Below are 21,173 nucleotides of genomic sequence, written 5' to 3' on the forward strand. Positions count from 1 at the left end.
GATGCGTCCGAGTTACTGGAGTTTACTCTCGACTTGCTGCAAAAGCGCCGTGGCTTCTGCGCGGCGGCCCTTGTCGGCCAGTTCACGGCCGGGGCGATCCTTGGCGGCCAGGGCCTTCTCCAGGGCTGCGCGGGCCTCCTCGTAGCGTTTCTGCCGCTGCAGGAAGTCGCCATAGAAGTAATTCGGGTCGAGACCGTCCGGGTTGATGGCCAGGGCCTGGATAAGCATCTTCTCGGCCTTCTCGTCATCGCCGAAGCCGATCGGCCAGCCCGGTACCTGATAGTACAGGCTGCCGAGGCTGGTGTAGGCCGAGCCGGCCAGGGCTTGCGGATCGATGGCCAGGGCCTGTTCCAGGCTGGCCTTGGCTTCCTTGACCAGGCCCAGGGCGCCAAGACCGCCCTTGGCGCCGGCCTCGGTGCTGAGGATGATGCCGCGCCAGATCAGCAGCTCCGGTGCCTTGGGCTCGCTGACCAAGGCCGCGTCGGCTTGCGTGACGAGCTTGGCGAAGGCCTCTTCACGCTGCTTCTCCGGCGTCTGGTAGTTGATCTCTGCCCAGCGTGTCTGCAACTGATGCAACTGAGCCTGGCCGTTGTCACTGAGGGCGAAGGCGGGCAGGGCGGTGAAGCCGAGGGCGGCGATGATCAGGGTGCGAAATGCGTTCACGGGAAATCTCCTCAGTGCTTGTGGCGGGCAAAGCGTTGAATGATCGGCAACTGCTTGCGCAGGGCCTGGTCGACCACGCGTGGCAGCAGACCGTTGAGGCGCACGAACAGACGTTCCGGCCAGCCCAGGTGACGTTCCTCCTGCTCGCGGCGGATGGTGTCGAGCAGTTCCTCGGCCACCTGCGCGGGGTCGTCCATGGCCACGCCAAGCTCATCGTTCATCGCCACCACGCTAGGGGCGTTCATCGACGTGCGGGTGGCGCGCGGTGCGAAGTAGAGGACGCGTACGTGAGTGTCGGCCAGTTCGCGGCGCAGGGCCTCGGAGAAGCCGCGCACGGCGAACTTGCTGGCACAGTAGGCGGCAAAGCCGGGGTAGCCGATGGCGCCGAAGGTGGAGCCGACGTTGATCACCAGCGCACGCCGTTGCGCGCGCAGCAACGGCAGCAGGCGTTGGGTCAGCTGCAGCGTGGCGGTGACGTTGAGGCCGATCAGCTCGGCGATCTGCTGCTCGTCCTGCTGGTCGAGCAGGCCGAAGCGGTTGACCCCGGCTGCGTTGATCAGGCAGTTCAGCCCGCCGAAGTTCTGCGCCGCGGCGACCAGTGCATCACGGCCGCTGCGGGTGGCGATGTCGGCCTGCACCAGCTGCACGTTCTGCGGGAAGCGTTGCCGCAGCGGTTGCAGGGGCTCCAGGCGACGGCCCACCAGCAGCAGATGGGCACCTTCGCTGGCCAGACGATGCGCCAGGGCCAGGCCGATGCCTCCACTGGCACCGGTGAGCAGGGCACGGCAATCCGTCGGTTGCATGACCTTACTCCTCGCTCGACAGCGGCAGGCTGCGGAACATGTCGCCGTACAGGCGGTAGACGACCTTGGCGGTGTGCACCACGGCGGCCTTGTCATCGTCGTTGTCCAGTTGGTTCATCAGCTTCTTGAAGAACTCGATGTGCTCCAGGTCCAGGCTGCCGTGGGAGTTGAGGTAGCTGAAGGCCTTGTTCGGCAACTGCAGCTTGTCCTGGATGATGCCGGCGGCCTGGGTGGCCAGGGCGATGCTGGTGCCTTCGAGCACGTTGACCATGCCGAAGAAACTCACCGGATTGTGCCGGGCGATGCGATCGTAGACGTAGGCCACCATCAACTCGGTCGGCAACTGCGGAGTGCCGTGGCGCACCGCTTCTTTATCGGCACCACAGGCGGCGATGTCGTTGAGGATCCACTCCTGGTGGCCGGTTTCCTCCTCGATGTACTCGGCGATGGCCTCGCGCAGCCATTCCAGACGTTCCGGCAGACGCGCACCGCAGGCCATCAACAGCGGCACGGTGTGCTTGACGTGGTGGTATGCCTCGGTAAGGAAGGCGATGTAGCTGCGCAGGGCGACCTGGCCGGTCATGGCCTGCTGGATGATCGGTGCGCCGAGCAGGTAGTCGCGCTCGGCTTGGGTCTGGGCCAGCAGGGATTCGTAGAAGCTCATGCGTGTACTCCTTCTGCCACCAGGTCATGGATGGCGCTTTGGTAATGGTTGAGCAGGGCAGCGCGGCGCAGGCGGCCATTGGCTGTAGCCAGGTCATTGCTCGCGCTGAAAGGGGCATCGGCGCGCAACCAGTGGTGCACGCGGGCGTAGTCCGGGAGGCCGTGATTGACGGCGTCCACGGCTTCCTGCAACTGCACATCAGGGGTATTGGCGAAGCGCGGCACCAGCACCGCGACGTTGGCTGACAGCGCCTCGCCGTGCAGCCAGGCCTGGGCGATGGGCAACTGTTGCACCAGCTCGGACTCGACCCATTCCGGGTTGACGTTGCGCCCGAAGGCGGTGATGAACTGATGTTTCTTGCGCCCGTGCAGCACCAGAAAACCGTGCTCGAAATGACCGAGATCGCCGGTGCGCAACCATTCGCCTTGTGGCGCCGGGTCGCCGATGTAACCGAGCATGCGCGCGCCCTTGACCTGCACTTCGCCGTCGTCAGCCAGCATGACCTGCAGATGACCGAGCGGCTTGCCGGTGCTGCCGATACGGCGCTGCTCGGGGGTGTTCAGGCACACCACCGAGGCGCACTCGGACAGCCCGTAACCCTCGAAGATCGGCAGCCCCAGCGCATCGGCGCGCTGCAGCAACTGGGCCGAGACGCGCCCGCCACCGACGGCGACGAAGCGCAGCGAGTTCGGTACCGGCAGTTTGCGCTCGGCCGCGCTGACCAGCGCCAGCAGCAGTTGCGGCAGCAGAATCAGGCTGTGCGGCTGGGCGGCTTGCAGCGCCTGCAGAAAACGCATCAGGTCGAAGCCGCTGGCGCCGCTCAGGCCGATCTGCGCCATAGGCATCAGCTCGATCCGGGCGCCGGCCAACAGCGGCGCGTAAACGCCGGCGATATTCTCCAGCAGGGTCGCCAGCGGCAGGATGCACAGGTGCCGCTGCACCTCGCGGCTGGCGCTGGCGTTGATCAGGCTTTCTGCCACCGCGAGTTGCGTGTCCAGATCCAGGCACACGCCCTTGGGTTGGCCGGTGGTGCCGGAGGTGTAGGTGATCTTGCAGGTGCCCGGATGCAGCTCTGCAGGCTGCGGGACCGTGCGGTGATAAATATCGTTTTCCACGCTGGCGAAGCCGGGGGCACCAGCGCCGATCAGGCAGTCGATGCCGGCACTGTCGAGCACATGGCGTTGCTGCTCGGCGGAGAAGAACCCCGGTACCGGCACGCAGACCAGGCCTGCATGTAGCGCCGCCAGATCCCACAGCACCCAGTCGATGCCGTTGTCCAGAGCCAGCGCCACGCGGTGGGCGCCGAGGGCGCGCAGGTGCCTGCTGCGCACAGCGACCGCACCGAGCAGTTCGGCATAGGTCAGGGTACGTTCGCCTTCGGCCAGGGCGATGTGCGTACCGAACTCGCCGAGGCGGGCGAAGAAGGATTCAGCTGCAGACCACATCGGGCATGTCCTCCAGGGCATACAGCGGTTGATGACCGAGACGCGGATAAGCGCCCAGCTGCAGCAGACGCTGATGGCCGCCATGGATGTCGCCGGCCATGACCAGAGGGCGGTTGTCGTAGTAACTGCCCCAGTCGGCCAGTTCATCGCCCATGCGTGCCGGATCGGCTTCACCGAGGGCGATGGGGGTCAGGCCCAGGCGCTGGAAACTGTTGAGCAGGGTTGGAGTGCCAGTGAAGGTGACCCAGCGAAAACCCAGCGCCACCAGCAGATCGGTCAGGGCGACGATAAGCAGGCGCGCGGCGCCGGGACTGTCGGCGGCCAGGTTACCGACTTCCACCAGCTCGCCACGGCTCGGCACGCTGTTGCCCAGGCGTGCGCCGATGGCGCTCTGGATCGGCTCGTCCAGGTAACGTTCGAGAAACAGCGGGCCGCTGTTGCCGCTGCGCACGCCGACTGCGCCGAGCAACTGGCCGGTCTGGTTTTTCAGGCCGAACAGGCAGGGCATGAAGTGACGGATACGTGCGCCGTGCTGCAGTTCGAAGCGCTGGCAGACGAACTGCTCCAGGGCAACGCGACGTGCGCTGCCGGGAGACGCCAGGTGGAGTTCGTAACTATCGCCGCGCCCGATACGGGCAACGGGACGATCATGATGCGCCCAGGGTAGTTCCATGCTCGGAACCTCGGTGATGAACCTGGGGGCGATTGTGTGAGTGGTTGGCTTAACGCTGTATTAAGCCTTTGCAGAATGTTTCAGGCGTTGCGCAGATGGACGCCCACGTGGCTTGCGTGCTTTTCAGCCGACCTGCGCAACCCAGTCGTTGAGGTTGTAGTAGTTGCTGATACGCGCCACCTTGCCGTTCCTGATCTCGAAGAATGCACCGGCCGGCAGCACATAGGTCTGGCCGTTGGCCGGTGGCAGGCCCTCGTCGTCGGCCAGGTACTCGCCGTGTACCACGAACTCGGCAGCGGCGCGGCTGCCGTCAGCGTTCTGCATCACCACGATGTCGCTCAGGCGTTCGCGGTAGCAACGGTTCATCTTGTCCATGAAGGCAGCGAAGGTGGCCTTGCCGACCTGACGTTCACCCTGGTTGATGTCGTGCACCACGTCGTCTGCCAGCAGGTCGAGGAAGGCGGGCATGTCGCCGGCGTTGAAGGCGGCATAGTAGGCCTGAACCAGTTCGGTGGCGGTCATGGCTAAGTTCCTTTCGTAGCGTGGTTAGTGGTTCGTTGGCCCGCATGATAAGTTCACCGTTTACCGCTGGTATAGCTGCCGGCGTCACCCTGTTGCTGGCGAGCGACTGCAATGGATATCCGACTGCTCCGGGGGGCGGAGATCGAACCCCATATCGACGACTTGGCGCGCCTGCGCATCCAGGTGTTCCGCGAGTTTCCCCACCTCTACGACGGCAACCTCGACTACGAGGCCGAGTACCTGGCTACCTACGTGCGCAGTGTCGATAGTCTTTGCGTGCTGGTACGTGACGAGGGCCGTGTGGTCGGCGCGTCCACGGCACTGCCGCTGGCCGATGAAACCGAGGAATTCCAGCAGCCGTTCATCGCTGCGGGGTGGAATCCGGCGCGCATCTTCTACTGCGCCGAGTCGGTGGTGTTGCCGGCCTGGCGCGGGCGTGGACTCGGCGTGCGCTTCTTCGTCGAGCGCGAGGTCCATGCGCGCAAGCTGGGCGGCTTCGACTGGTGCGCCTTCTGCGCCGTGCAGCGCCCCGTCGATCATCCGAGGCGGCCAGCCGACTATCAGCCGCTGGACGCCTTCTGGGCGCGCCGCGGCTATCGCCATCACCCCGAATTGCTCACCTATTACCACTGGCGCGATCTGGATGAAGCCGAGGAGTCGGCCAAACCCATGTCGTTCTGGTTGAAGGAGCTCGCTTCATGATCAAGGTCGCCGCCTGTCAATATCACATCGACCTGTTCGTCACCTGGGACGAATATGCCGAGCACCTCACCACGCTGTGTGAGGACGCAGCCGGGCAGGGCGCCGAGTTGCTGCTGCTGCCGGAATACGCCGGCCTGGTGCTGACCGGCCAGTTGCCGGAAGCCGAGCGCGGCGACCTGCACGGCTCCATCGCCGGCATCCAGCCGCTGCTGTCACGCTGGCTGGAACTGTGCGAGAGCCTGGCGCGGCGGTTGAGTATCTACCTGCAGCCCGGTTCGGTGGCGGTGCTGGATGATGACGGCATCTATCGCAATCGCGCTTGGCTGTTCGGTCCGGACGGCTGCCTGGGCACTCAGGACAAGCTGATCATGACCCGCTTCGAGCTGGAGCAATGGCACATCGCGGCGGGTAACGGCCTTAAGGTGTTCGATACCGCGTTGGGTAAGCTGGGTATCCTGATCTGTTACGACAACGAGTTTCCGCTGCTGGCGCATACCCTGGCCGAAGCCGGGGTCGACCTGATTCTCGCGCCCAGTTGCACCGACACCGTGGCCGGTTTTCACCGCGTGCGCATCGGCGCCCAGGCCCGTGCGCTGGAGAACCAGATCGCCGTGCTGCATTCGCCCACCGTCGGCCTGGCACCCTGGTCGCCGTCGCTGGACGAAGGCTATGGCCGCGCCTCGCTGTACGTACCATCGGACTACGGCATGCCGGCTAGCGGCATCGTCGCCGAGAGCGAGGAGCTATGCCCCACGCGCAGCCACTGGCTGATCTGCGAGCTGGATCTGGATGAAGTACGCCGCGTGCGTGAGCAGGGCCAGGTGTTCACCCGTCGTGACTGGCCACGGCAGTTCGATGACGGCCGGCTGGTGCTACGTTGACCGCGATGCAGGCGCCGCACGATTCGCCCCAGGCCGCCTATCAGCGTGCGCTTGCTGCCGGTTTCGTGGTCGATGCCGCGCAGCGCCGTGCGGTCGAGGCGCTGCAGCACTGTCATGAGGCTGTTGAGCGAGGTGAGCGGCCTCTTGGCGTCTACCTCTGGGGGCCGGTCGGGCGTGGCAAGACCTGGCTGATGGACAGCTTTTTCAACGCTTTGCGCGTGCCGGCACGGCGGCAGCATTTTCATCATTTCATGCAGTGGGTGCATCGCCGGCAGTTTCAGCTCACTGGCAATGCCGACCCGCTGCGCCTGCTGGCCGAGGAGTTGGGGCGTGAGGTGCGCGTGCTGTGTTTCGACGAGCTGTTCGTCAGCGATATCGGCGATGCCATGCTGCTCGGCCGCCTGCTCAGTCTGGTCGTGGAGCAGGGTATGGTGCTGGTGGCGACCTCCAACCAGCCGCCGGATCAGCTCTACGCAGAGGGCTACAACCGCGAGCGCTTCCTTCCGGCTATCGCCGCGCTCACGGCGCACATGCAGGTGGTGGCGGTCGACGGCGAGCAGGATCACCGCCTGCATCCCGGTGCAGAAGTGCAGCGCTATTGGGTACGGCAGCCGCAGGCGTTGGGCGAGCTGTTCACTCAATTGAGCGAGGGGCAGGTCATTAGCGGTGAACCTGTGGAGTTGGCCCACCGCAGCGTGGTGACCCTCGGTCAAAGCCCGGCGGCACTATGGTGCCGTTTCCGCGATCTATGCGAGCAGCCATTGGCAGCGGTGGATTTCATCGAATTGTGCGAGCGCTTTCCGGCCATCCTGCTTGGCGAAGTGCCGCGCCTGGGTGGCGAGCAACGCGAGGGGCGCATCGCCCGTGGCACCGAGGACGGTGCCGAACGGGTCGATGCCGGGGATCGGCAGTTGCCGGCTTTGTCTCGTAACGACGATGCGGTGCGCCGCTTCATCGCCCTGGTCGACGAGTGCTACGACCGTCGCGTGCCACTTTACATTGACGCCGCGGTGGCCTTGGATGAACTCTACACTCAGGGCTACCTCGATTTTGCCTTCCGCCGTACGCTCAGTCGCCTTCGCGAGATGCAAATGCAGCGATTTGGCGCCAGCTGATTCAGCCGGCCAGATACTGCTCAGTCGAAACCACGTTCGCGTAGGCGAAGGCCAGTGCGGCCATATAGGCGGCATGCACCTGGGCGGCCGGAATCGATTGCCCCTCGAATTCCTGGTCGCGCGTCGCGCAGGCATCGTGAATGACCGTGGTGGCATAGCCGAAGTCGCTGCAGGCGCGGGCTGCAGCGTCGATGCACATATGACTCATGGCGCCAACCAGGGTGATCTGCTCGATGCCGGCGGCGTCGAGTTGAGCCTTGAGGTCGGTGCCGAGAAAGGCGTTGACCTGATGCTTGAGCACCACCACTTCGCTCGCCAGCGGCTGCACCTGCGGATGGATGTTCGCACCAGCGCTGCCGGGAACGAAGAAGGGCGCGTCGGCGCTTTCGAATTCATGGCGTACATGGATCACCTTATCGCCCGCCTGGCGTGCTGCCGCCAGCACGCGGGCGGCGTTGGCGGTTGCTCCGTCCATGCCTTCGAGCGACCACTTGCCGCCGGCAAAATAGTCATTCTGGATGTCGATCAGGATCAGGGCGCGCTTGCTCATGGGTGTCTCCGTGGGATGATGTGCGGCAAACCTTATCGCCCTGGCGCGCCTGCGAGGATGGGCGCGGCCGACAATCTGCGGGGAAAAACTGACAATGAGCGAGCGCTGTCTGGAGATTGGCCTGTTGCGCTACCCCGGTGCCCAGCTGGCAGCGGTGTATGGTCTGGGCGATCTGTTCGCGGTGGCCAATCGCATGGCCGCCGGGCAGGGGCGTGAGGGGTTGCCTCGGCTGCGGGTCAGTCACTGGCAGGCCGATGAAACAGGACAGCTTCAGCGCATGTTCGACAGTCTGCCGCAGGCCGAGGGTACGCCGCAGGTGGTGATCTTGCCGCCCTGTCTGGACGATACTGCCGAGCAGCCGCTCGCGGCCGTCTACCGTGACTGGCTGCGTGCACAGCACGGCGCCGGCGTGCTGCTGGCTTCGGTCTGTGCCGGTGCCTTTGCACTGGCCGAGTCCGGTTTGCTCGATGGGCGCACGGTGACTACCCACTGGGCGCTGGCAGCGCAGATGGCGGCGCGTTTTCCGCAGGTGCAGGTACTGCCCGAACGAATGGTGATCGATGACGGTGACCTGATCACCGCCGGTGGTCTGATGGCCTGGACCGATCTCGGTCTGGCCGTTGTTACTCGCCTGCTGGGGCCGACCATCGCCGCCGAGACCGCGCGCTTTCTGGTGGTGGACCTGAACCGCGAATCGCAGCGCCATTTCAGCAGCTTCGCGCCCAGCCTCGATCACGGCGATGCCGCAGTGCTTGCCGTGCAGCGCTGGTTGCAGGGGGAGGAGGGCGCCGAGGCGAGCCTGGCCGATATGGCCGCGCGTGCCGGGCTGGGGGAGCGCACCTTTCTGCGTCGCTTTCGCGCCGCCACCGGGCTGAAGCCCACCGAGTACTGCCAGCAGCTACGTGTGAGCAAGGCGCGCGAAATGCTCGAGTTCACTCGCCAGAGCATCGACCAGGTGGCCTGGCAGGTGGGGTATCGCGACAGTGGCGCGTTTCGCAAGGTCTTCACTCGTCTGGTGGGCCTGTCGCCTGGCGATTACCGGCGGCGTTTCGGCACCACTGCGCGTTAGACCGAGTCTTCCGCCGCCAGGCCCGCTGGATTATCGCGAGTCGGCATGGCAAGAATTTCTGGCAGTACTTCGCGGGCGAAGACCTTGTGCAGTCGGCGCAGCTCGGCCACCGGGTCGAGGTTATGGTCGACGCGGATGTCCCACAGCGGATACTCCTCCTGATCGACCACGTAGATCACCGCGGAGGATTCGCCATGACGGTCGCCGCCGCAGCGGTCGCCAGCGGCCAGGGCTTCGATCAGGCGTTCGATCAGTGGGCGTTTCTCCGCGTGGCGGAAGGCTTCGGCCACGGCGTCCAGAACCTGCGGGCCGACCAGGCGATTGCCCTGCACGGAGAACTGTTCGCCGCTCAGCGAGCCAGCCCAGGGAATGCACTTTGCGCCGGTCCAGCAGGCGCTGTCGCCCTGAGCGTCGATCAGCGCGCACTGGCGCAGCTCCATGCAGGGATCGGTATCTATTAGTCGCTCCAGCGTTTCCTGCGCCGAAAGACCCTGGCGCAGCAGAGCCAGGCCATCGAGACCCAGGTAGGGGTTGACCTTCGCCTGAGTCGCCACCGCGCCGGCACCGGCTGCGGCGTGACTGAGCAGTTTGCCGACGGCGGGCATGGCGGTGGCTGCAGCGACGCCGAACTGTCCACTGCGCGGGCACCGGGCGATGATGGAAAAGGTCATGGCAACTCCTGGGCGATTTTTCAGCTTAGGCCTCCCGCAGGCCGGTATCGTTCCGCTAGCTGGCCGATGCCGCGACCTTTGCCAGATCGGCCAGGGCATCGTCTAATGCGCGCTGTTCACTGCCTGCTATGAGGAATACCGCATGATCCTTGGCCAATCGCTTGCGCAATGGCGCGCCGAGTTTCCGCTGCTCGACGAGCTGATCGCCCTGCGCGAGACTCATTGGTTCAACCCGGCTGTGGCTCCCTTTGCCGAGGCACTGGGTGATGTCGGTTTGAGCGCTGCGGATGTGGCTGATGCCCGCGCGCGCCTTGAGCGCTTTGCGCCTTATCTGGCCCGAGTGTTCCCGCAGACGACCGCCAGCGGCGGCATCATCGAGTCGGACATTCTGCCTCTGCCGCATATGCAGGCCTTGCTGAGTGCAGAGATTCTCGACGAAGGCGAGATTGGCGCTCTATGGCTCAAGCGTGACAGCCATCTGCCCATTTCCGGTTCGATCAAGGCCCGCGGCGGTATCTACGAGGTGCTCAAGCATGCCGAGGACCTGGCGTTGGCGGCCGGGCTGCTCAGCCTCGACGACGACTACGCCTGCCTCGACAGCGACGCGATGCGCGCTTTCTTCGGCGGCTATCAGGTTGCCGTTGGCTCCACCGGCAATCTGGGCCTGTCCATCGGCATCATCAGCGCGCGCCTGGGTTTCCAGGCCACGGTGCATATGTCCGCCGATGCGCGTCAGTGGAAGAAGGACAAGCTGCGCGCCCATGGCGTGACCGTGGTCGAGTACGCCAGCGACTACAGCGTTGCCGTGGAGCAGGGGCGGCAGCAGGCCGAAGGCGATCCGCGTTGCCACTTCGTCGATGACGAAAATTCCAGGCACCTGTTCCTCGGCTACGCGGTGGCCGGCGAACGCCTCAAGCAGCAACTGGCGACGGCCGGTGTCGTGGTCGATGCCGAGCATCCGCTGTTTGTCTACCTGCCCTGTGGCGTCGGCGGTGGGCCGGGTGGCGTGGCCTTCGGCCTGAAGCTGGCGTTCGGCGATGCGGTGCACTGCCTGTTCGCTGAGCCGACGCACTCGCCGTGCATGCTGCTCGGCGTGCACACCGGCCGACATGAAGAGCTGGCAGTGCAGGATTTCGGCATCGACAACCGTACCGCGGCCGATGGCTTGGCAGTCGGTCGACCATCGGGCTTCGTCGGCCGCGCCATGCAGCGACTGATTGATGGTTACTACACGGTCAGCGATGAACAGCTGTTCCGCTACCTGGCGTTGCTGGAACAGACCGAGGGCCAGCGGCTGGAGCCTTCGGCCCTGGCCGGCATGCCGGGCGTATTGCACGTGCTGGGCGAGCAGCAGGGCTACCGCCAGCGCATGGGCCTGACGCCGCTGCGCATGTCGCAGGCGACGCATCTGGTCTGGGCAACGGGTGGCAGCATGGTGCCCCAGGCTGAAATGGACAGTTACCTGACGCGTGGCCGGCAACTGTTGCAGGACGCCTGACGGGCTGCGGATTCATGCCCTGAAAACGCAAAAGCCCGGCATATGCAGGCCGGGCTTTTTGCTTTGCAGCGTTGACGCTTACTTCACTTCCACCGCCAGGCTTTCGGCGATCTTCTTGTTCCAGATCGCCGGGCCGGTGATGTGTACGGACTCGCCGTTGGTGTCGACCGCGACGGTCACCGGCATGTCCTTCACTTCGAACTCATAGATGGCTTCCATACCGAGTTCTTCGAAGGCCAGCACCTTGGACTTCTTGATCGCCTGGGCCACGAGATAAGCAGCGCCGCCGACAGCCATCAGGTACACGGCCTTGTTGTCCTTGATTGCGTCGATGGCGATCGGGCCGCGCTCGGATTTGCCGATCATGCCCAGCAGACCGGTCTGCTCGAGGATCTGACGGGTGAACTTGTCCATCCGTGTGGCAGTGGTCGGGCCAGCCGGACCAACCACTTCGTCACCGACCGGATCGACCGGGCCGACGTAGTAGATGAAGCGACCTTTCAGGTCCACCGGCAGTTGCTCGCCCTTGTTCAGCATGTCGACCATGCGCTTGTGCGCAGCGTCGCGGCCGGTGAGCATCTTGCCGTTGAGCAGGACGGTCTCGCCCGGCTTCCAGCTCTGCACGTCTTCCGGGGTCAGGGTGTCGAGGTTGACGCGGCGCGCGCTCGGGCCGGCTTCCCAGACGATTTCCGGGTAGGCGTCCAGATCCGGTGCTTCAAGTTCGGCCGGGCCGCTGCCATCGAGCACGAAGTGGGCGTGACGGGTGGCGGCGCAGTTGGGGATCATGCACACCGGCAAGCTGGCGGCGTGGGTCGGGTAATCCATGATCTTGACGTCAAGCACGGTGGTCAGGCCGCCCAGACCCTGAGCGCCGATGCCCAGCTGGTTGACCTTCTCGAACAGCTCCAGACGCAGCTCCTCGATACGATTCTGCGGGCCGCGAGCCTGCAGTTCGTGGATGTCGATGTGCTCCATCAGCACTTCCTTGGCCATCACCGCGGCCTTCTCGGCGGTGCCGCCGATACCGATGCCGAGCATGCCGGGCGGGCACCAGCCAGCACCCATGGTCGGCACGGTCTTCAGCACCCAGTCGACGATGGAGTCGGACGGGTTGAGCATGGCCATCTTCGACTTGTTCTCGGAGCCGCCGCCCTTGGCCGCGACGTCCACTTCCACCTTGTCACCGGGGACGATGGAGTAGTGGATCACCGCCGGGGTGTTGTCCTTGGTGTTTTTGCGGGCACCTGCCGGGTCGGCCAGGATCGAGGCGCGCAGGACGTTTTCCGGCAGGTTGTAGGCGCGACGCACGCCCTCGTTGATCATGTCGTCGACGCTCATGGTGGCGCCGTCCCAGCGCACGTCCATGCCGACCTTGATGAAGACGGTGACGATGCCGGTGTCCTGGCAGATCGGGCGGTGGCCAGTGGCACACATGCGCGAGTTGATCAGGATCTGCGCCATGGAGTCCTTGGCGGCCGGCGACTCTTCCTTCAGGTAGGCCTCGTGCATGGCCTGGATGAAGTCGACGGGGTGGTAATAGGAGATGAACTGCAGTGCGTCGGCAACGCTCTGAATCAGGTCGTCCTGCTTGATCACGGTCATTGGGGCGCTCCTCTATCAGGGAACATCAACAAGGAAGCGCCGGACAAGACCCGGCGCAACGGCGGAAGGGCAGCTCTGAAAATTATCTTTGATATTTTTCAGAGCTGCCCAAAAAGGCGCGGCAGTATACCGCAGCCAGCCGTGACGGGCACAGCAGCCAAAAGTCGATGGCAAGCGCAGTGGGCGGTTATCGGGCGTTTGCAGAACGACCTCGGTTTTGGCTTTCTGCGTCGCTGCGCCAACTACATCCACACGGTCGTGCCTTGTCAGCGCTATTTGATAATTGGCGGGACGCCAGCCGGGTCACATGCTCATTCATCGCTTGTAACGTCGAGCGCGACTGCAAGCGTTATCGACTGTTCTCTCTTGCGCCGACTGGCTCGCCGCGATTTTAGGCGGCCCCCTACTGCGGCCTAGGTTTTTTGTGATCACAGGGGTAGAGTACGGCCAGATGCCAGTATGGGATGGAGCCCATGAGCTCAACGACTCGCCGGGGAACGCAACGCAGCCTGCAGAGCCTCCTGCTCAAACGCTTCGCCATGGCCTTCGCTACTTACGCGATGATGGCGCTCGTCTGCTGGTTTGCTGTGTTCAATGGCCTTTTCCTCGGTTCCATCAGCACCGCTGCCTGGCTGACCCTGGGTGTTTTCGGCAGCCAATTGGTATTTCTCTGGCTGTTTCTGTCCGGCCGCAACCTGCGATGTGAAGATCCCAGCCTGACCGAAGCCCAGGTACTGGTGGCGCTGGCCTGGCAGCCACCGGTGCTGGCGTTGTTCGACAGCGCGCGCGGCGTGATGATGGTCTTCTACGTACTGATTCTGCTGTTCGGCGTGTTCCAGCTGCCGCCGCGGGTGTTCGTGCGTTGCGCCGCGTTTGCTTTCTTCGGTTTCACGGCGATGATACTGGTCGAGGCCTACCGCATGCAGTTGGTGGACCCGAGCATGGCCTGGCTACAGGTGTGGGTGCTGTTCATCCTGTTGGTCTGGCTATGTCTGTTCTCCAGCTACGTGCAGGCCATGCGCAAACGCATGCGCCAACGCCGCTTCGCCCTGCAAGCGCACCAGGACACCCTGCGTGGGATGATGCGCCAGCTCGAGGACCTGGTCGCCACCGATGAGCTCACCGGCCTGTTCAATCGTCGTCATTTCCTGCGTCTGGCCACCCGCGAACTGGGGCATCTGGACCACGGGCGGCATCACGGCCTGGCGCTGATCGACCTGGACCATTTCAAGCGAATCAACGATGCTCATGGCCATGCTGCGGGTGATCGGGTGCTGCAAACCTTCGCCGCGGTGGCCCGTGCCTGTCTGCGTGACGGCGACATCATTGCCCGCTATGGCGGTGAGGAATTCGTGCTGCTATTGCCCAATACCGATGCTGATCAGTTCACCGCCTGCTGCGAGCGCTTGCGCGAAGCCTTCGCCAAGGCCGAGCCAGTGGGCGTGAAGGTCGATAATCTGAGCCTCTCCGCCGGCATGACACTGTTGGTCGCCGGTGACGATCTCGATGAAGCGCTGCAGCGTGCCGATCAGGCGCTCTATCAGGCCAAGCGCGGCGGCCGCAATCGTTGCGACGCCAGCTGGGAGAACGCGGGTGCCTGAGCTGCGCGTCGGTGACCAGCTACTGCAAGTCGCCCAGCAAACCAACCTGCTCGATGCGTTGCTCTGCGGCGGTGTGGCGGTGCCCTACAGCTGTCGTGCCGGCAGCTGCCATGCTTGCCTTGTGCGTTGCGTTGCCGGCGAGCCGCTGGACCGTCAGCCGGAGGCACTGGCGGTCGACAAGCGTGCCGAGGGCTGGCGCCTGGCCTGCCAGTGCCAGGTGATCGAGGATCTGCAGGTAGAGCCCTTCGACCCGCAGCGTGACGGCCTGTCAGCCAAGGTGCTCGCACTGGACTGGCCCAGCCCACAGGTTTTGCGCCTGCGCTTGCAGCCGGCCAAACCACTTCGCTATCGCCCCGGCCAGCACCTGCTGCTATGGAATGAGCAGGGTGTAGCGCGTCCCTATTCGTTGGCCAGCGTGCCGGGTGAGGACGACTGGCTGGAGTTTCACATCGACTGCCGCCTGCCCGGCGCGTTCTGCGATGCTGCGCGGCGCTTGCAGGTTGGCGACACGCTGCGGCTCGGCGAGCTGCGCGGTGGAGCCCTGCATTACGACGCCGATTGGCAGGCGCGACCAATATGGTTGCTTGCCGCCGGTACGGGGCTGGCGCCGTTGTACGGGGTCTTGCGTGACGCGCTGCGTCAGGAGCACCAGGGTGCCATCCGCCTGCTGCACGTGGCGCATGAGCCGGCCGAGCATTATCTGGCGCACGAACTTCAGGCACTGGCGGAGCAGCACGCCAACCTGCAGGTGGAACTGGTGACGGCGGCGCAGTTGCCGGCTGCTTTGGCCGAACTGCGCCTTGTTTCGCGGCAAACCCTCGCCTTACTCTGCGGCCATCCCTCGACGGTCGACAGCTTCGCGCGGCGCCTTTATATGGCCGGTTTGCCACGCAGTCAGATGCTCGCCGACGTCTTTCTCACTCGCGCATAGGCTATGCCGGGCCGGTCAGGCCTTGCGCCGGTGCGTATGACGCACCCATTGGAGCCCTGGCATGAGCGAGCACCTGCATATCGAGCGCGACGGCGGTCTGTTGACCCTGGGCATGCACCGTCCGGACAAGAAGAATGCGCTGACCCGCGCCATGTACGCCGGCATGGCCGAGGTGCTGGACGAGGCCGAGCGCGACCCGGGCGTGCGCGTGGTGCTACTCACTGGTGGTGAGGCGTGTTTCACCAGCGGTAACGATGTCGCCGACTTCATCAAGGCGCCGCCCACTGGCCTGAACAGCGAAGTGTTCCAGTTCATGCGCGCGCTGTTCGAATTCAGCAAACCGGTGGTCGCCGCAGTGGCTGGTCCGGCGGTGGGCATTGGTACCACCTTGCTGCTGCATTGCGATCTGGTCTACGTCAGTCGTGATGCGCAGTTGAAAATGCCCTTCGTCAATCTTGGTCTGTGCCCGGAGTACGGTTCCAGCCTGATTCTGCCGCGTCTACTGGGACACGCACGGGCCGCCGAGTTGTTGCTGCTCGGGCATGGCTTCAGCGGGGAGCAGGCGGCAGAGTGGGGTATCGCCAACCAGGCGCTGGAGGATGGCGTCGCGACGTTGAACAAGGCGCGCGAGATGGCACAGCGTTTTCTCCAGCTGGCACCCTCGGCGGTCGCCGACAGCAAACGCCTGATGCGCGCGCCGGATCGCGAGCAGCTGCGCCAGGTGATCGAGGAGGAGGGTGCGCTGTTCGGCCAACGTCTGCGTTCGCCGGAGGCCATCGAGGCGTTGACGGCCTTCATGCAGCGCAGGAAGCCGGATTTTTCCAAATTCGCGTAGGGCGCGTCGCGCGCACCAGGGCTGGTTGTGGCTGGAAGACAGTGCACCACGAAAAATCGGTGCGCACGGCGCACCCTACCGGCAAGCGGCTCACTACCAAAAAACAAAAGGCCGCTCGATGAGCGGCCTTTTGCGTTCAAGGGTGGATCACACCATCTGATCGCCGACGTGGAGGATCTTCATGGTGTTGGTGCCGCCGGTACCGTGGTAGCTGTCGCCCTTGGTCAGGATGACCCAGTCGCCCGGCTCGACCACGCCGCGCTTGAGCAACTCGTCCACCGCCGCCTGGCTGACCTTGTTCGCTGGCAGCGAGGCCGGGTCGAACGGCACGGTGTAGACACCACGGAACAGCGCCACACGGGCCTGGGCTTCGCGGTGTGGGGTGAAAGCGAAGATCGGGATCGACGAGCGGATGCGCGACATGATCAACGGGCTGTAGCCACTCTCGGTCAGGCTGATGATTGCCTTCACGCCGGGGAAGTGGTTGGCGGTGTACATGGTCGCCAGGGCGATGCTTTCGTCGCAGCGCTCGAAGGTGCGGCCCAGGCGGTGGCTGGACTGCTTGCTGGTCGGGTGCTTCTCGGCGCCCAGGCACACGCGGGCCATGGCCTGCACGGCTTCGACCGGGTATTCCCCAGCGGCGCTCTCGGCCGACAGCATCACCGCATCGGTGTAGTCCAGCGCGGCGTTGGCCACGTCCGAGACTTCGGCGCGGGTCGGCATCGGGCTGTGGATCATCGATTCCATCATCTGCGTGGCGGTGATCACTGCTTTGTTCAGGCGACGGGCGTGGGCGATGATCTTCTTCTGGATGCCGACCAGCTCGGCGTCGCCGATTTCCACGGCCAGGTCGCCACGGGCGACCATCACCGCGTCACTGGCGCGGATCAGGCCGTCCAGCGCTTCGTCATCGGCCACGGCTTCGGCGCGCTCGATCTTGGCCACTAGCCAGGCGGTGCCGCCGGCTTCGGTGAGCAGGCGACGGGCGTAGTCCATGTCGGCGGCATCACGCGGGAAGGACACAGCCAGGTAATCCAGGTCCATTTCGGCGGCGACCTTGATGTCGGCCTTGTCTTTCTCGGTCAGCGCTGGCGCAGTCAGGCCGCCGCCACGGCGGTTGATGCCCTTGTTGTCCGACAGCGGGCCGCCGATCAGTACGCGGCAGTGCAGCTCGTCGGCGCCCTTGAGTTCGACGCGCATGACCACGCGGCCGTCGTCGAGCAGCAGTTCGTCACCGACATCGCAGTCCTGGATCAGCGCCGGGTAGTCGATGCCGACCACTTCCTGGGTGCCGGCCGTGCGCGAGTGGCTGGAGGAGAGGCGGAACAGGTCGCCCTCCTTGAGCTCGATACGCTTGTTCTCGAACTTGGCGATGCGGATTTTCGGGCCTTGCAGGTCGCCGAGCAGGGCGACATGGCGGCCGTGCTTGGCGGCCAGCTCACGAACCAGGGCGGCGCGCGCCTTGTGGTCGTCCGGCGTGCCGTGGGAGAAGTTCAGACGGGCCACGTCGAGACCGGCGAGGATCAGTTGCTCCAGCACTTCCGGCGAGCTGCTGGCCGGGCCCAGGGTGGCGACGATTTTGGTGCGGCGAAAGGTCATGCACGAACTCCCTAGTGAACTATGACCGGGAGGCTACTACGGCGTCGGGCTGTAGTCATTGTTCCTGTGCACTACCCTTTGCGCTCCGGTTTGATCACCAGCAGATCGCACTCGACGCGTTCCAGCACCCGCTCTGCGGTGTGGCCGATCAGCAGGCTGTCCAGATGGCCGCGGGCGATGGCGCCCATTACCAGCAGGCCGATATTGTGCTCACGCACGAAACGCGGGATGACTTCCTCGGCAAAACCTTCCTGCAGGTGGGCTTGCGCTCTATCGATGGCGTGCTGGGCGATCAGCTTGTCGAAGGCCTGGCGATGTTCTCGGCTGCACTGGGTCACGTAGTCTTCATATTCCTGCGCTACCTCGGCGTCGAACAGCAGCGAGCGTGGCAGCGGTGCCTGCGCGTGCAGGTACTCAGCTTGCAGGCCAAGCGCAGCCTGCAGAGCCTGGCTGGTGCGAATCAACTGATGATCGAGGGCGGCAGGTTTGTCGGCACTGTGCAGCGGGTCGAGCGCGACGCACAGGCTCTGGCCGCGGGGCTTGGCATCGTGCACCAGCCACAGTGGCGCCGGGCAGCGTCGGATCAGTTGCCAGCTGGTATCGCTGAACAAGAGGCGTCGTAGTGCACTGCTGGGGTGGGTCGACTTGAACAGGATGTCCGGCTGCAGCACGGCAACGCGGGCGAGTATCTCCTCGTGGCTGCGTTTGCCCCAGCGTACGTCCACTTCGATTCTGAACCCTTCATCGCTCAGGTGGGCGACGCTGGCGCGTAGCGCCTCATGACTCTGCCGCAGGATGGCTTCACGGGCGCGGTTGAGCAACTGACTGTCCAGCAGGCCGCTCTCCAGGCTCGGGTGATACTCGACCTGCAGCAAGTGCAGGGCGGCGCCGGTCTCGCGCGCCACTTCGACGGCCCGCTGCAGGGCCGGTTGTTGCTGATGTTCGGCGTCGATGACGACCATCAGTCGTTGCAGTTTCATGGCAGCGTCCTCATCTGGAGTCTGTGCCTGCATTACAGGCCATGTTCAGGCGAGCGGCATTGATATGGATCAGCGATTTGGCGCTGGTTCGAGAGGGCGAGTGGTCGTGGCGCTGGCGCGGACAAATAGGTGAGGCAATGGCGTCATGCGGGGCGTTGCCAGAACAACTATTGCTGTTCAGTTTTCCCCTCGGCTGTCGATACACTGCTCATTGGAGGAATTGCCCATGCGTACCCTGATCATTCTGGCCGTGGCCCTGGTTGCCACGGGCTGTACCCGTGTCTCGCTCGACCATCATCTGAACAACGCCTACCGCGCCTACAACGAAGGTGATTGTGCGCAGGTCGCGCTGGAGCTGTCGCAGGCCGAGCGCAAGAGCCGCTCGCGCAATTACCTGCAACCTGAGATTTCCCTGTTGCGCGGTCAATGCCTGGAGCGCGAGAGCCTGTTCGTCGATGCCGCGCAGACTTACCAGTTCATCATCACGCGTTATCCGGCCAGCGAGTACGCCTACCGTGCCCGCGCGCGTCTGCAGACGCTGGAGCAACTGGGGCATCACAGTCCGGCGCCGGCAGCCAAGGTCAGTCCGGCCACACTCTGAGCCTTCGGTCGTTCGGCGTTCTTCAGGGGCGCGTGGCGGTATAAGCTGGCGTATGTCTCTCATGGAGGATGAACATGCGTCACTGGTTGTTGATCGCTGTACTACTGCCCTCGCTGGCGACGGCGGAAATCTATCGCTGGACGGACGAGCAGGGGCGGGTGCATTTCGGCCAGAGGCCCGTTGCCGGGGCTGAAACCGTGCAGGTAAAGCCGCAGGTGATCGAGCGCGATCAACATACGCGTGAGCGTGAGGAGCGCCGTCAGCGTTTCTACGATGCGCGGCGTGAAGAGCAACAACAGGCTGCGGCGACAGCAACTGCGCAGCGCGAAGAGCGGGCCAGTGAATGCCGTGATCTGCGCCGACACCTGGCGCAGATGCCGGAGGGCTTTCGCTACTATCGCGAAGGCGCCGGCGGCGAGCGCATCTACTACAGTGATGAAGAAACCGACACCGCTCGTCGCCAGTTGCGCGAACGGATAGCCCAACGCTGTTCTTGAGGGTGGTTAAGTGGTCGTAGTAGGGCCATACTCAAGTCCCTTTGTAGCGATTTGCCACTATGCGTAGCCAGCGCCGAATCGAACGCCATCAGTTGCCCTACTACCTGAAGGTGTTCAATCGCATTACCGACAAACCGATGGGCTCCATCGGCAATGTCTCCCTCGACGGTCTGATGCTGATCAGTCAGTTGCCGATGCTGGTGGGCGCACGCTTCGACATGCGCCTGAAGATTCCAGGCCAGCATGGCATGCATTTCATCGACTTCTCCGCCAACTGCCAGTGGTGCCGTGAAGACGTCAATCCCGGTGTCTATGATTCCGGCTTCGCTCTGGTGGCACCACCTGCCGACTACGTCGAGATGATCGACGCGCTGCGTTACTACTTCAGCTTCCACAGCCTGGCGGCGTCTGCCTGATATTTCGCTGGTTCGAGGTTGTCGTACGCGGCGGCGTCAATGCATCGCTGGCGCACGTGCCAGGCTGCGCAAGCGCTGGCTCAACTGCAGGCGCAAACCTTCCTCCTCGCAGAACAGCAGCGCGTGCTCAATGTCATAGCGCTCACCCTGTGGGCAATCCAGTTGCCGATAGACGTCCGCCCGAGCCAGATGATCGACCAGGTTGGGCGGGCCGAGCTGCAGGACGCGCTCGGCATCCTTGAGCGCTGCTTCCGGAGCATCGTGCTGCATGTGCAACAGGCGCAGGTTGCGCGACAGACGTCGCAGCATGTCTGCGGCATCGGCTGTCTGCAGGTGCACCGCGCTGAGTTCGACATCCGGGCCCAGCTGGCGATAGAGCTGATCACGGCAGTCGCGGGTGTACAGGCGGCGTCCGCCGCAAGGGTCGAGCAGGTGATCGGCGCCAGGTACACGGAGCATGAAGTGACCAGGGAAATTCACGCCCTGGAGTGGAATATCCAGGCAGCGCGCCAACTCCAGTGCAATCAACGCCAGGGTCAGCGGCTGGCCGCGTCGGTGGCGTAGCACTTCATGCAGCAGGGCATGGCGCGGTCGTGTCACGCCTTCGTCGTCTTCCTGATAGTCGAGTTCTGCCAGTCGGCGCAGCAGCGGTTGTGCCAGTTCGCGAGGGGGCAGGGCGGGTAACCCGGCGCTGACCTGCAATAACAAACTGTGCAGGTCGCTCAGTATCTGCGCGGGCTGAAGCTGATCATCGTGTTCGGCAGCGATCCACAGTGCCGCCTCGAACAGGGCGGGAGGGTCGCGTTGCAGGCACTGCAGGCAGGCTTGGCGTGGGCTCATCGCATTCTCCGCTGA

General features: G+C 64.4%; 23 protein-coding genes. 11 read left to right on the forward strand and 12 right to left on the reverse strand.

The genetic code is table 11. The features are described 5' to 3' along the window. Positions 1-12: 12 nt before the first annotated feature. The 6 genes from CXP40_RS15450 to CXP40_RS15475 all read right to left on the reverse strand — a co-directional run bounded on the left by CXP40_RS15450 (position 13) and on the right by CXP40_RS15475 (position 4,770). The gene (locus CXP40_RS15450; protein WP_106734473.1) at positions 13-663 is read right to left on the reverse strand and encodes a tetratricopeptide repeat protein; all 651 of its coding nucleotides are present in this window, start codon (positions 661-663) and stop codon (positions 13-15) included. Between the two features lie 11 nt (positions 664-674). Beyond that, positions 675-1,466 carry an SDR family oxidoreductase gene (locus CXP40_RS15455; protein ID WP_106734474.1) on the reverse strand — a complete coding sequence of 264 codons (792 nt, stop codon included), beginning with the start codon at positions 1,464-1,466 and terminating at the stop codon, positions 675-677. 4 nt (positions 1,467-1,470) lie between these two features. After that, positions 1,471-2,130, reverse strand: coding sequence for a TenA family transcriptional regulator (locus CXP40_RS15460; protein ID WP_106734475.1), 660 nt, complete (start codon positions 2,128-2,130; stop codon positions 1,471-1,473). Next, positions 2,127-3,575: an AMP-binding protein gene (locus CXP40_RS15465; RefSeq protein ID WP_106734476.1), complete on the reverse strand. Its 1,449-nt coding sequence runs from the start codon at positions 3,573-3,575 to the stop codon at positions 2,127-2,129. Before CXP40_RS15465 ends, CXP40_RS15460 begins: the two co-directional genes overlap by 4 nt. Beyond that, positions 3,559-4,248, reverse strand: coding sequence for a thermostable hemolysin (locus CXP40_RS15470; RefSeq protein WP_106734477.1), 690 nt, complete (start codon positions 4,246-4,248; stop codon positions 3,559-3,561). Before CXP40_RS15470 ends, CXP40_RS15465 begins: the two co-directional genes overlap by 17 nt. A 123-nt stretch (positions 4,249-4,371) precedes the next feature. Then, entirely contained in the window at positions 4,372-4,770 is a 399-nt protein-coding gene (locus CXP40_RS15475) for a nuclear transport factor 2 family protein (RefSeq protein WP_106734478.1), read from the reverse strand. Positions 4,771-4,881: 111 nt separating this feature from the next. Between CXP40_RS15475 and CXP40_RS15480 the strand changes: the two genes are divergently transcribed. From CXP40_RS15480 to zapE, 3 genes are read left to right on the forward strand one after another with little or no spacing between them, the layout of a single operon-like run. Then, the gene (locus CXP40_RS15480) at positions 4,882-5,472 is read left to right on the forward strand and encodes a GNAT family N-acetyltransferase (protein ID WP_106734479.1); all 591 of its coding nucleotides are present in this window, start codon (positions 4,882-4,884) and stop codon (positions 5,470-5,472) included. Next, a complete protein-coding gene (locus tag CXP40_RS15485) occupies positions 5,469-6,353 on the forward strand; it encodes a carbon-nitrogen hydrolase family protein (RefSeq protein ID WP_106734480.1) in 885 nt (294 codons plus the stop codon). Before CXP40_RS15480 ends, CXP40_RS15485 begins: the two co-directional genes overlap by 4 nt. Before the next feature lie 5 nt (positions 6,354-6,358). Beyond that, positions 6,359-7,468 carry a cell division protein ZapE gene (gene zapE, locus CXP40_RS15490; protein ID WP_106734481.1) on the forward strand — a complete coding sequence of 370 codons (1,110 nt, stop codon included), beginning with the start codon at positions 6,359-6,361 and terminating at the stop codon, positions 7,466-7,468. 1 nt (position 7,469) lies between these two features. Here zapE and CXP40_RS15495 read toward each other — a convergent pair whose 3' ends face one another. After that, positions 7,470-8,018, reverse strand: coding sequence for a cysteine hydrolase family protein (locus CXP40_RS15495; protein ID WP_106734482.1), 549 nt, complete (start codon positions 8,016-8,018; stop codon positions 7,470-7,472). A gap of 94 nt (positions 8,019-8,112) precedes the next feature. Between CXP40_RS15495 and CXP40_RS15500 the strand changes: the two genes are divergently transcribed. Further along, on the forward strand, positions 8,113-9,087 hold the full coding sequence (locus tag CXP40_RS15500) for a GlxA family transcriptional regulator (RefSeq protein WP_106734483.1): 975 nt from the start codon (positions 8,113-8,115) through the stop codon (positions 9,085-9,087). Here CXP40_RS15500 and CXP40_RS15505 read toward each other — a convergent pair. Continuing rightward, positions 9,084-9,758 carry a DUF1028 domain-containing protein gene (locus tag CXP40_RS15505; protein ID WP_106734484.1) on the reverse strand — a complete coding sequence of 225 codons (675 nt, stop codon included), beginning with the start codon at positions 9,756-9,758 and terminating at the stop codon, positions 9,084-9,086. The genes CXP40_RS15500 and CXP40_RS15505 overlap by 4 nt on opposite strands. A 142-nt stretch (positions 9,759-9,900) precedes the next feature. Between CXP40_RS15505 and dsdA the strand changes: the two genes are divergently transcribed. Then, positions 9,901-11,256 carry a D-serine ammonia-lyase gene (dsdA, locus tag CXP40_RS15510; RefSeq protein ID WP_106734485.1) on the forward strand — a complete coding sequence of 452 codons (1,356 nt, stop codon included), beginning with the start codon at positions 9,901-9,903 and terminating at the stop codon, positions 11,254-11,256. Between the two features lie 78 nt (positions 11,257-11,334). Here dsdA and CXP40_RS15515 read toward each other — a convergent pair whose 3' ends face one another. Next, the gene (locus CXP40_RS15515) at positions 11,335-12,858 is read right to left on the reverse strand and encodes a fumarate hydratase (RefSeq protein ID WP_106734486.1); all 1,524 of its coding nucleotides are present in this window, start codon (positions 12,856-12,858) and stop codon (positions 11,335-11,337) included. Positions 12,859-13,331: 473 nt separating this feature from the next. On the opposite strand from CXP40_RS15515, the gene CXP40_RS15520 reads away from it, so the two are divergent. The 3 genes from CXP40_RS15520 (at position 13,332) to CXP40_RS15530 (ending at position 16,225) form a co-directional block, all read left to right on the forward strand. Then, positions 13,332-14,459 carry a diguanylate cyclase gene (locus CXP40_RS15520; RefSeq protein ID WP_106734487.1) on the forward strand — a complete coding sequence of 376 codons (1,128 nt, stop codon included), beginning with the start codon at positions 13,332-13,334 and terminating at the stop codon, positions 14,457-14,459. Continuing rightward, the gene (locus CXP40_RS15525) at positions 14,452-15,390 is read left to right on the forward strand and encodes an iron-sulfur-binding ferredoxin reductase (protein ID WP_106734488.1); all 939 of its coding nucleotides are present in this window, start codon (positions 14,452-14,454) and stop codon (positions 15,388-15,390) included. Before CXP40_RS15520 ends, CXP40_RS15525 begins: the two co-directional genes overlap by 8 nt. 61 nt (positions 15,391-15,451) lie before the next feature. Next, positions 15,452-16,225: an enoyl-CoA hydratase gene (locus CXP40_RS15530; RefSeq protein WP_106734489.1), complete on the forward strand. Its 774-nt coding sequence runs from the start codon at positions 15,452-15,454 to the stop codon at positions 16,223-16,225. 147 nt (positions 16,226-16,372) lie between these two features. Here the strand turns inward: CXP40_RS15530 and pyk are convergent, their stop codons facing one another. Together pyk and CXP40_RS15540 are read right to left on the reverse strand one after the other, a co-directional pair. Then, positions 16,373-17,824 carry a pyruvate kinase gene (pyk, locus tag CXP40_RS15535; protein ID WP_106734490.1) on the reverse strand — a complete coding sequence of 484 codons (1,452 nt, stop codon included), beginning with the start codon at positions 17,822-17,824 and terminating at the stop codon, positions 16,373-16,375. Positions 17,825-17,895: 71 nt separating this feature from the next. Then, a complete protein-coding gene (locus CXP40_RS15540) occupies positions 17,896-18,804 on the reverse strand; it encodes a universal stress protein (RefSeq protein ID WP_106734491.1) in 909 nt (302 codons plus the stop codon). A gap of 226 nt (positions 18,805-19,030) precedes the next feature. Here CXP40_RS15540 and CXP40_RS15545 point away from each other — a divergent pair, with 226 nt between their 5' ends. From CXP40_RS15545 to CXP40_RS15555, 3 genes are all read left to right on the forward strand, one after another. Further along, positions 19,031-19,405: a tol-pal system YbgF family protein gene (locus CXP40_RS15545; RefSeq protein WP_099525661.1), complete on the forward strand. Its 375-nt coding sequence runs from the start codon at positions 19,031-19,033 to the stop codon at positions 19,403-19,405. Positions 19,406-19,479: 74 nt separating this feature from the next. Next, a complete protein-coding gene (locus CXP40_RS15550) occupies positions 19,480-19,902 on the forward strand; it encodes a DUF4124 domain-containing protein (RefSeq protein WP_106734492.1) in 423 nt (140 codons plus the stop codon). 59 nt (positions 19,903-19,961) lie between these two features. After that, positions 19,962-20,318 carry a PilZ domain-containing protein gene (locus CXP40_RS15555; protein ID WP_074938394.1) on the forward strand — a complete coding sequence of 119 codons (357 nt, stop codon included), beginning with the start codon at positions 19,962-19,964 and terminating at the stop codon, positions 20,316-20,318. A gap of 36 nt (positions 20,319-20,354) precedes the next feature. Here CXP40_RS15555 and CXP40_RS15560 read toward each other — a convergent pair whose 3' ends face one another. After that, positions 20,355-21,158, reverse strand: a complete 804-nt coding sequence (locus CXP40_RS15560) for a SirB1 family protein (RefSeq protein WP_106734493.1) — start codon at positions 21,156-21,158, stop codon at positions 20,355-20,357. Positions 21,159-21,173 lie beyond the last annotated feature (15 nt).

The organism is Pseudomonas sp. YY-1 (genome assembly GCF_002843095.1).
Lineage (GTDB): Bacteria > Pseudomonadota > Gammaproteobacteria > Pseudomonadales > Pseudomonadaceae > Aquipseudomonas > Aquipseudomonas sediminis_A.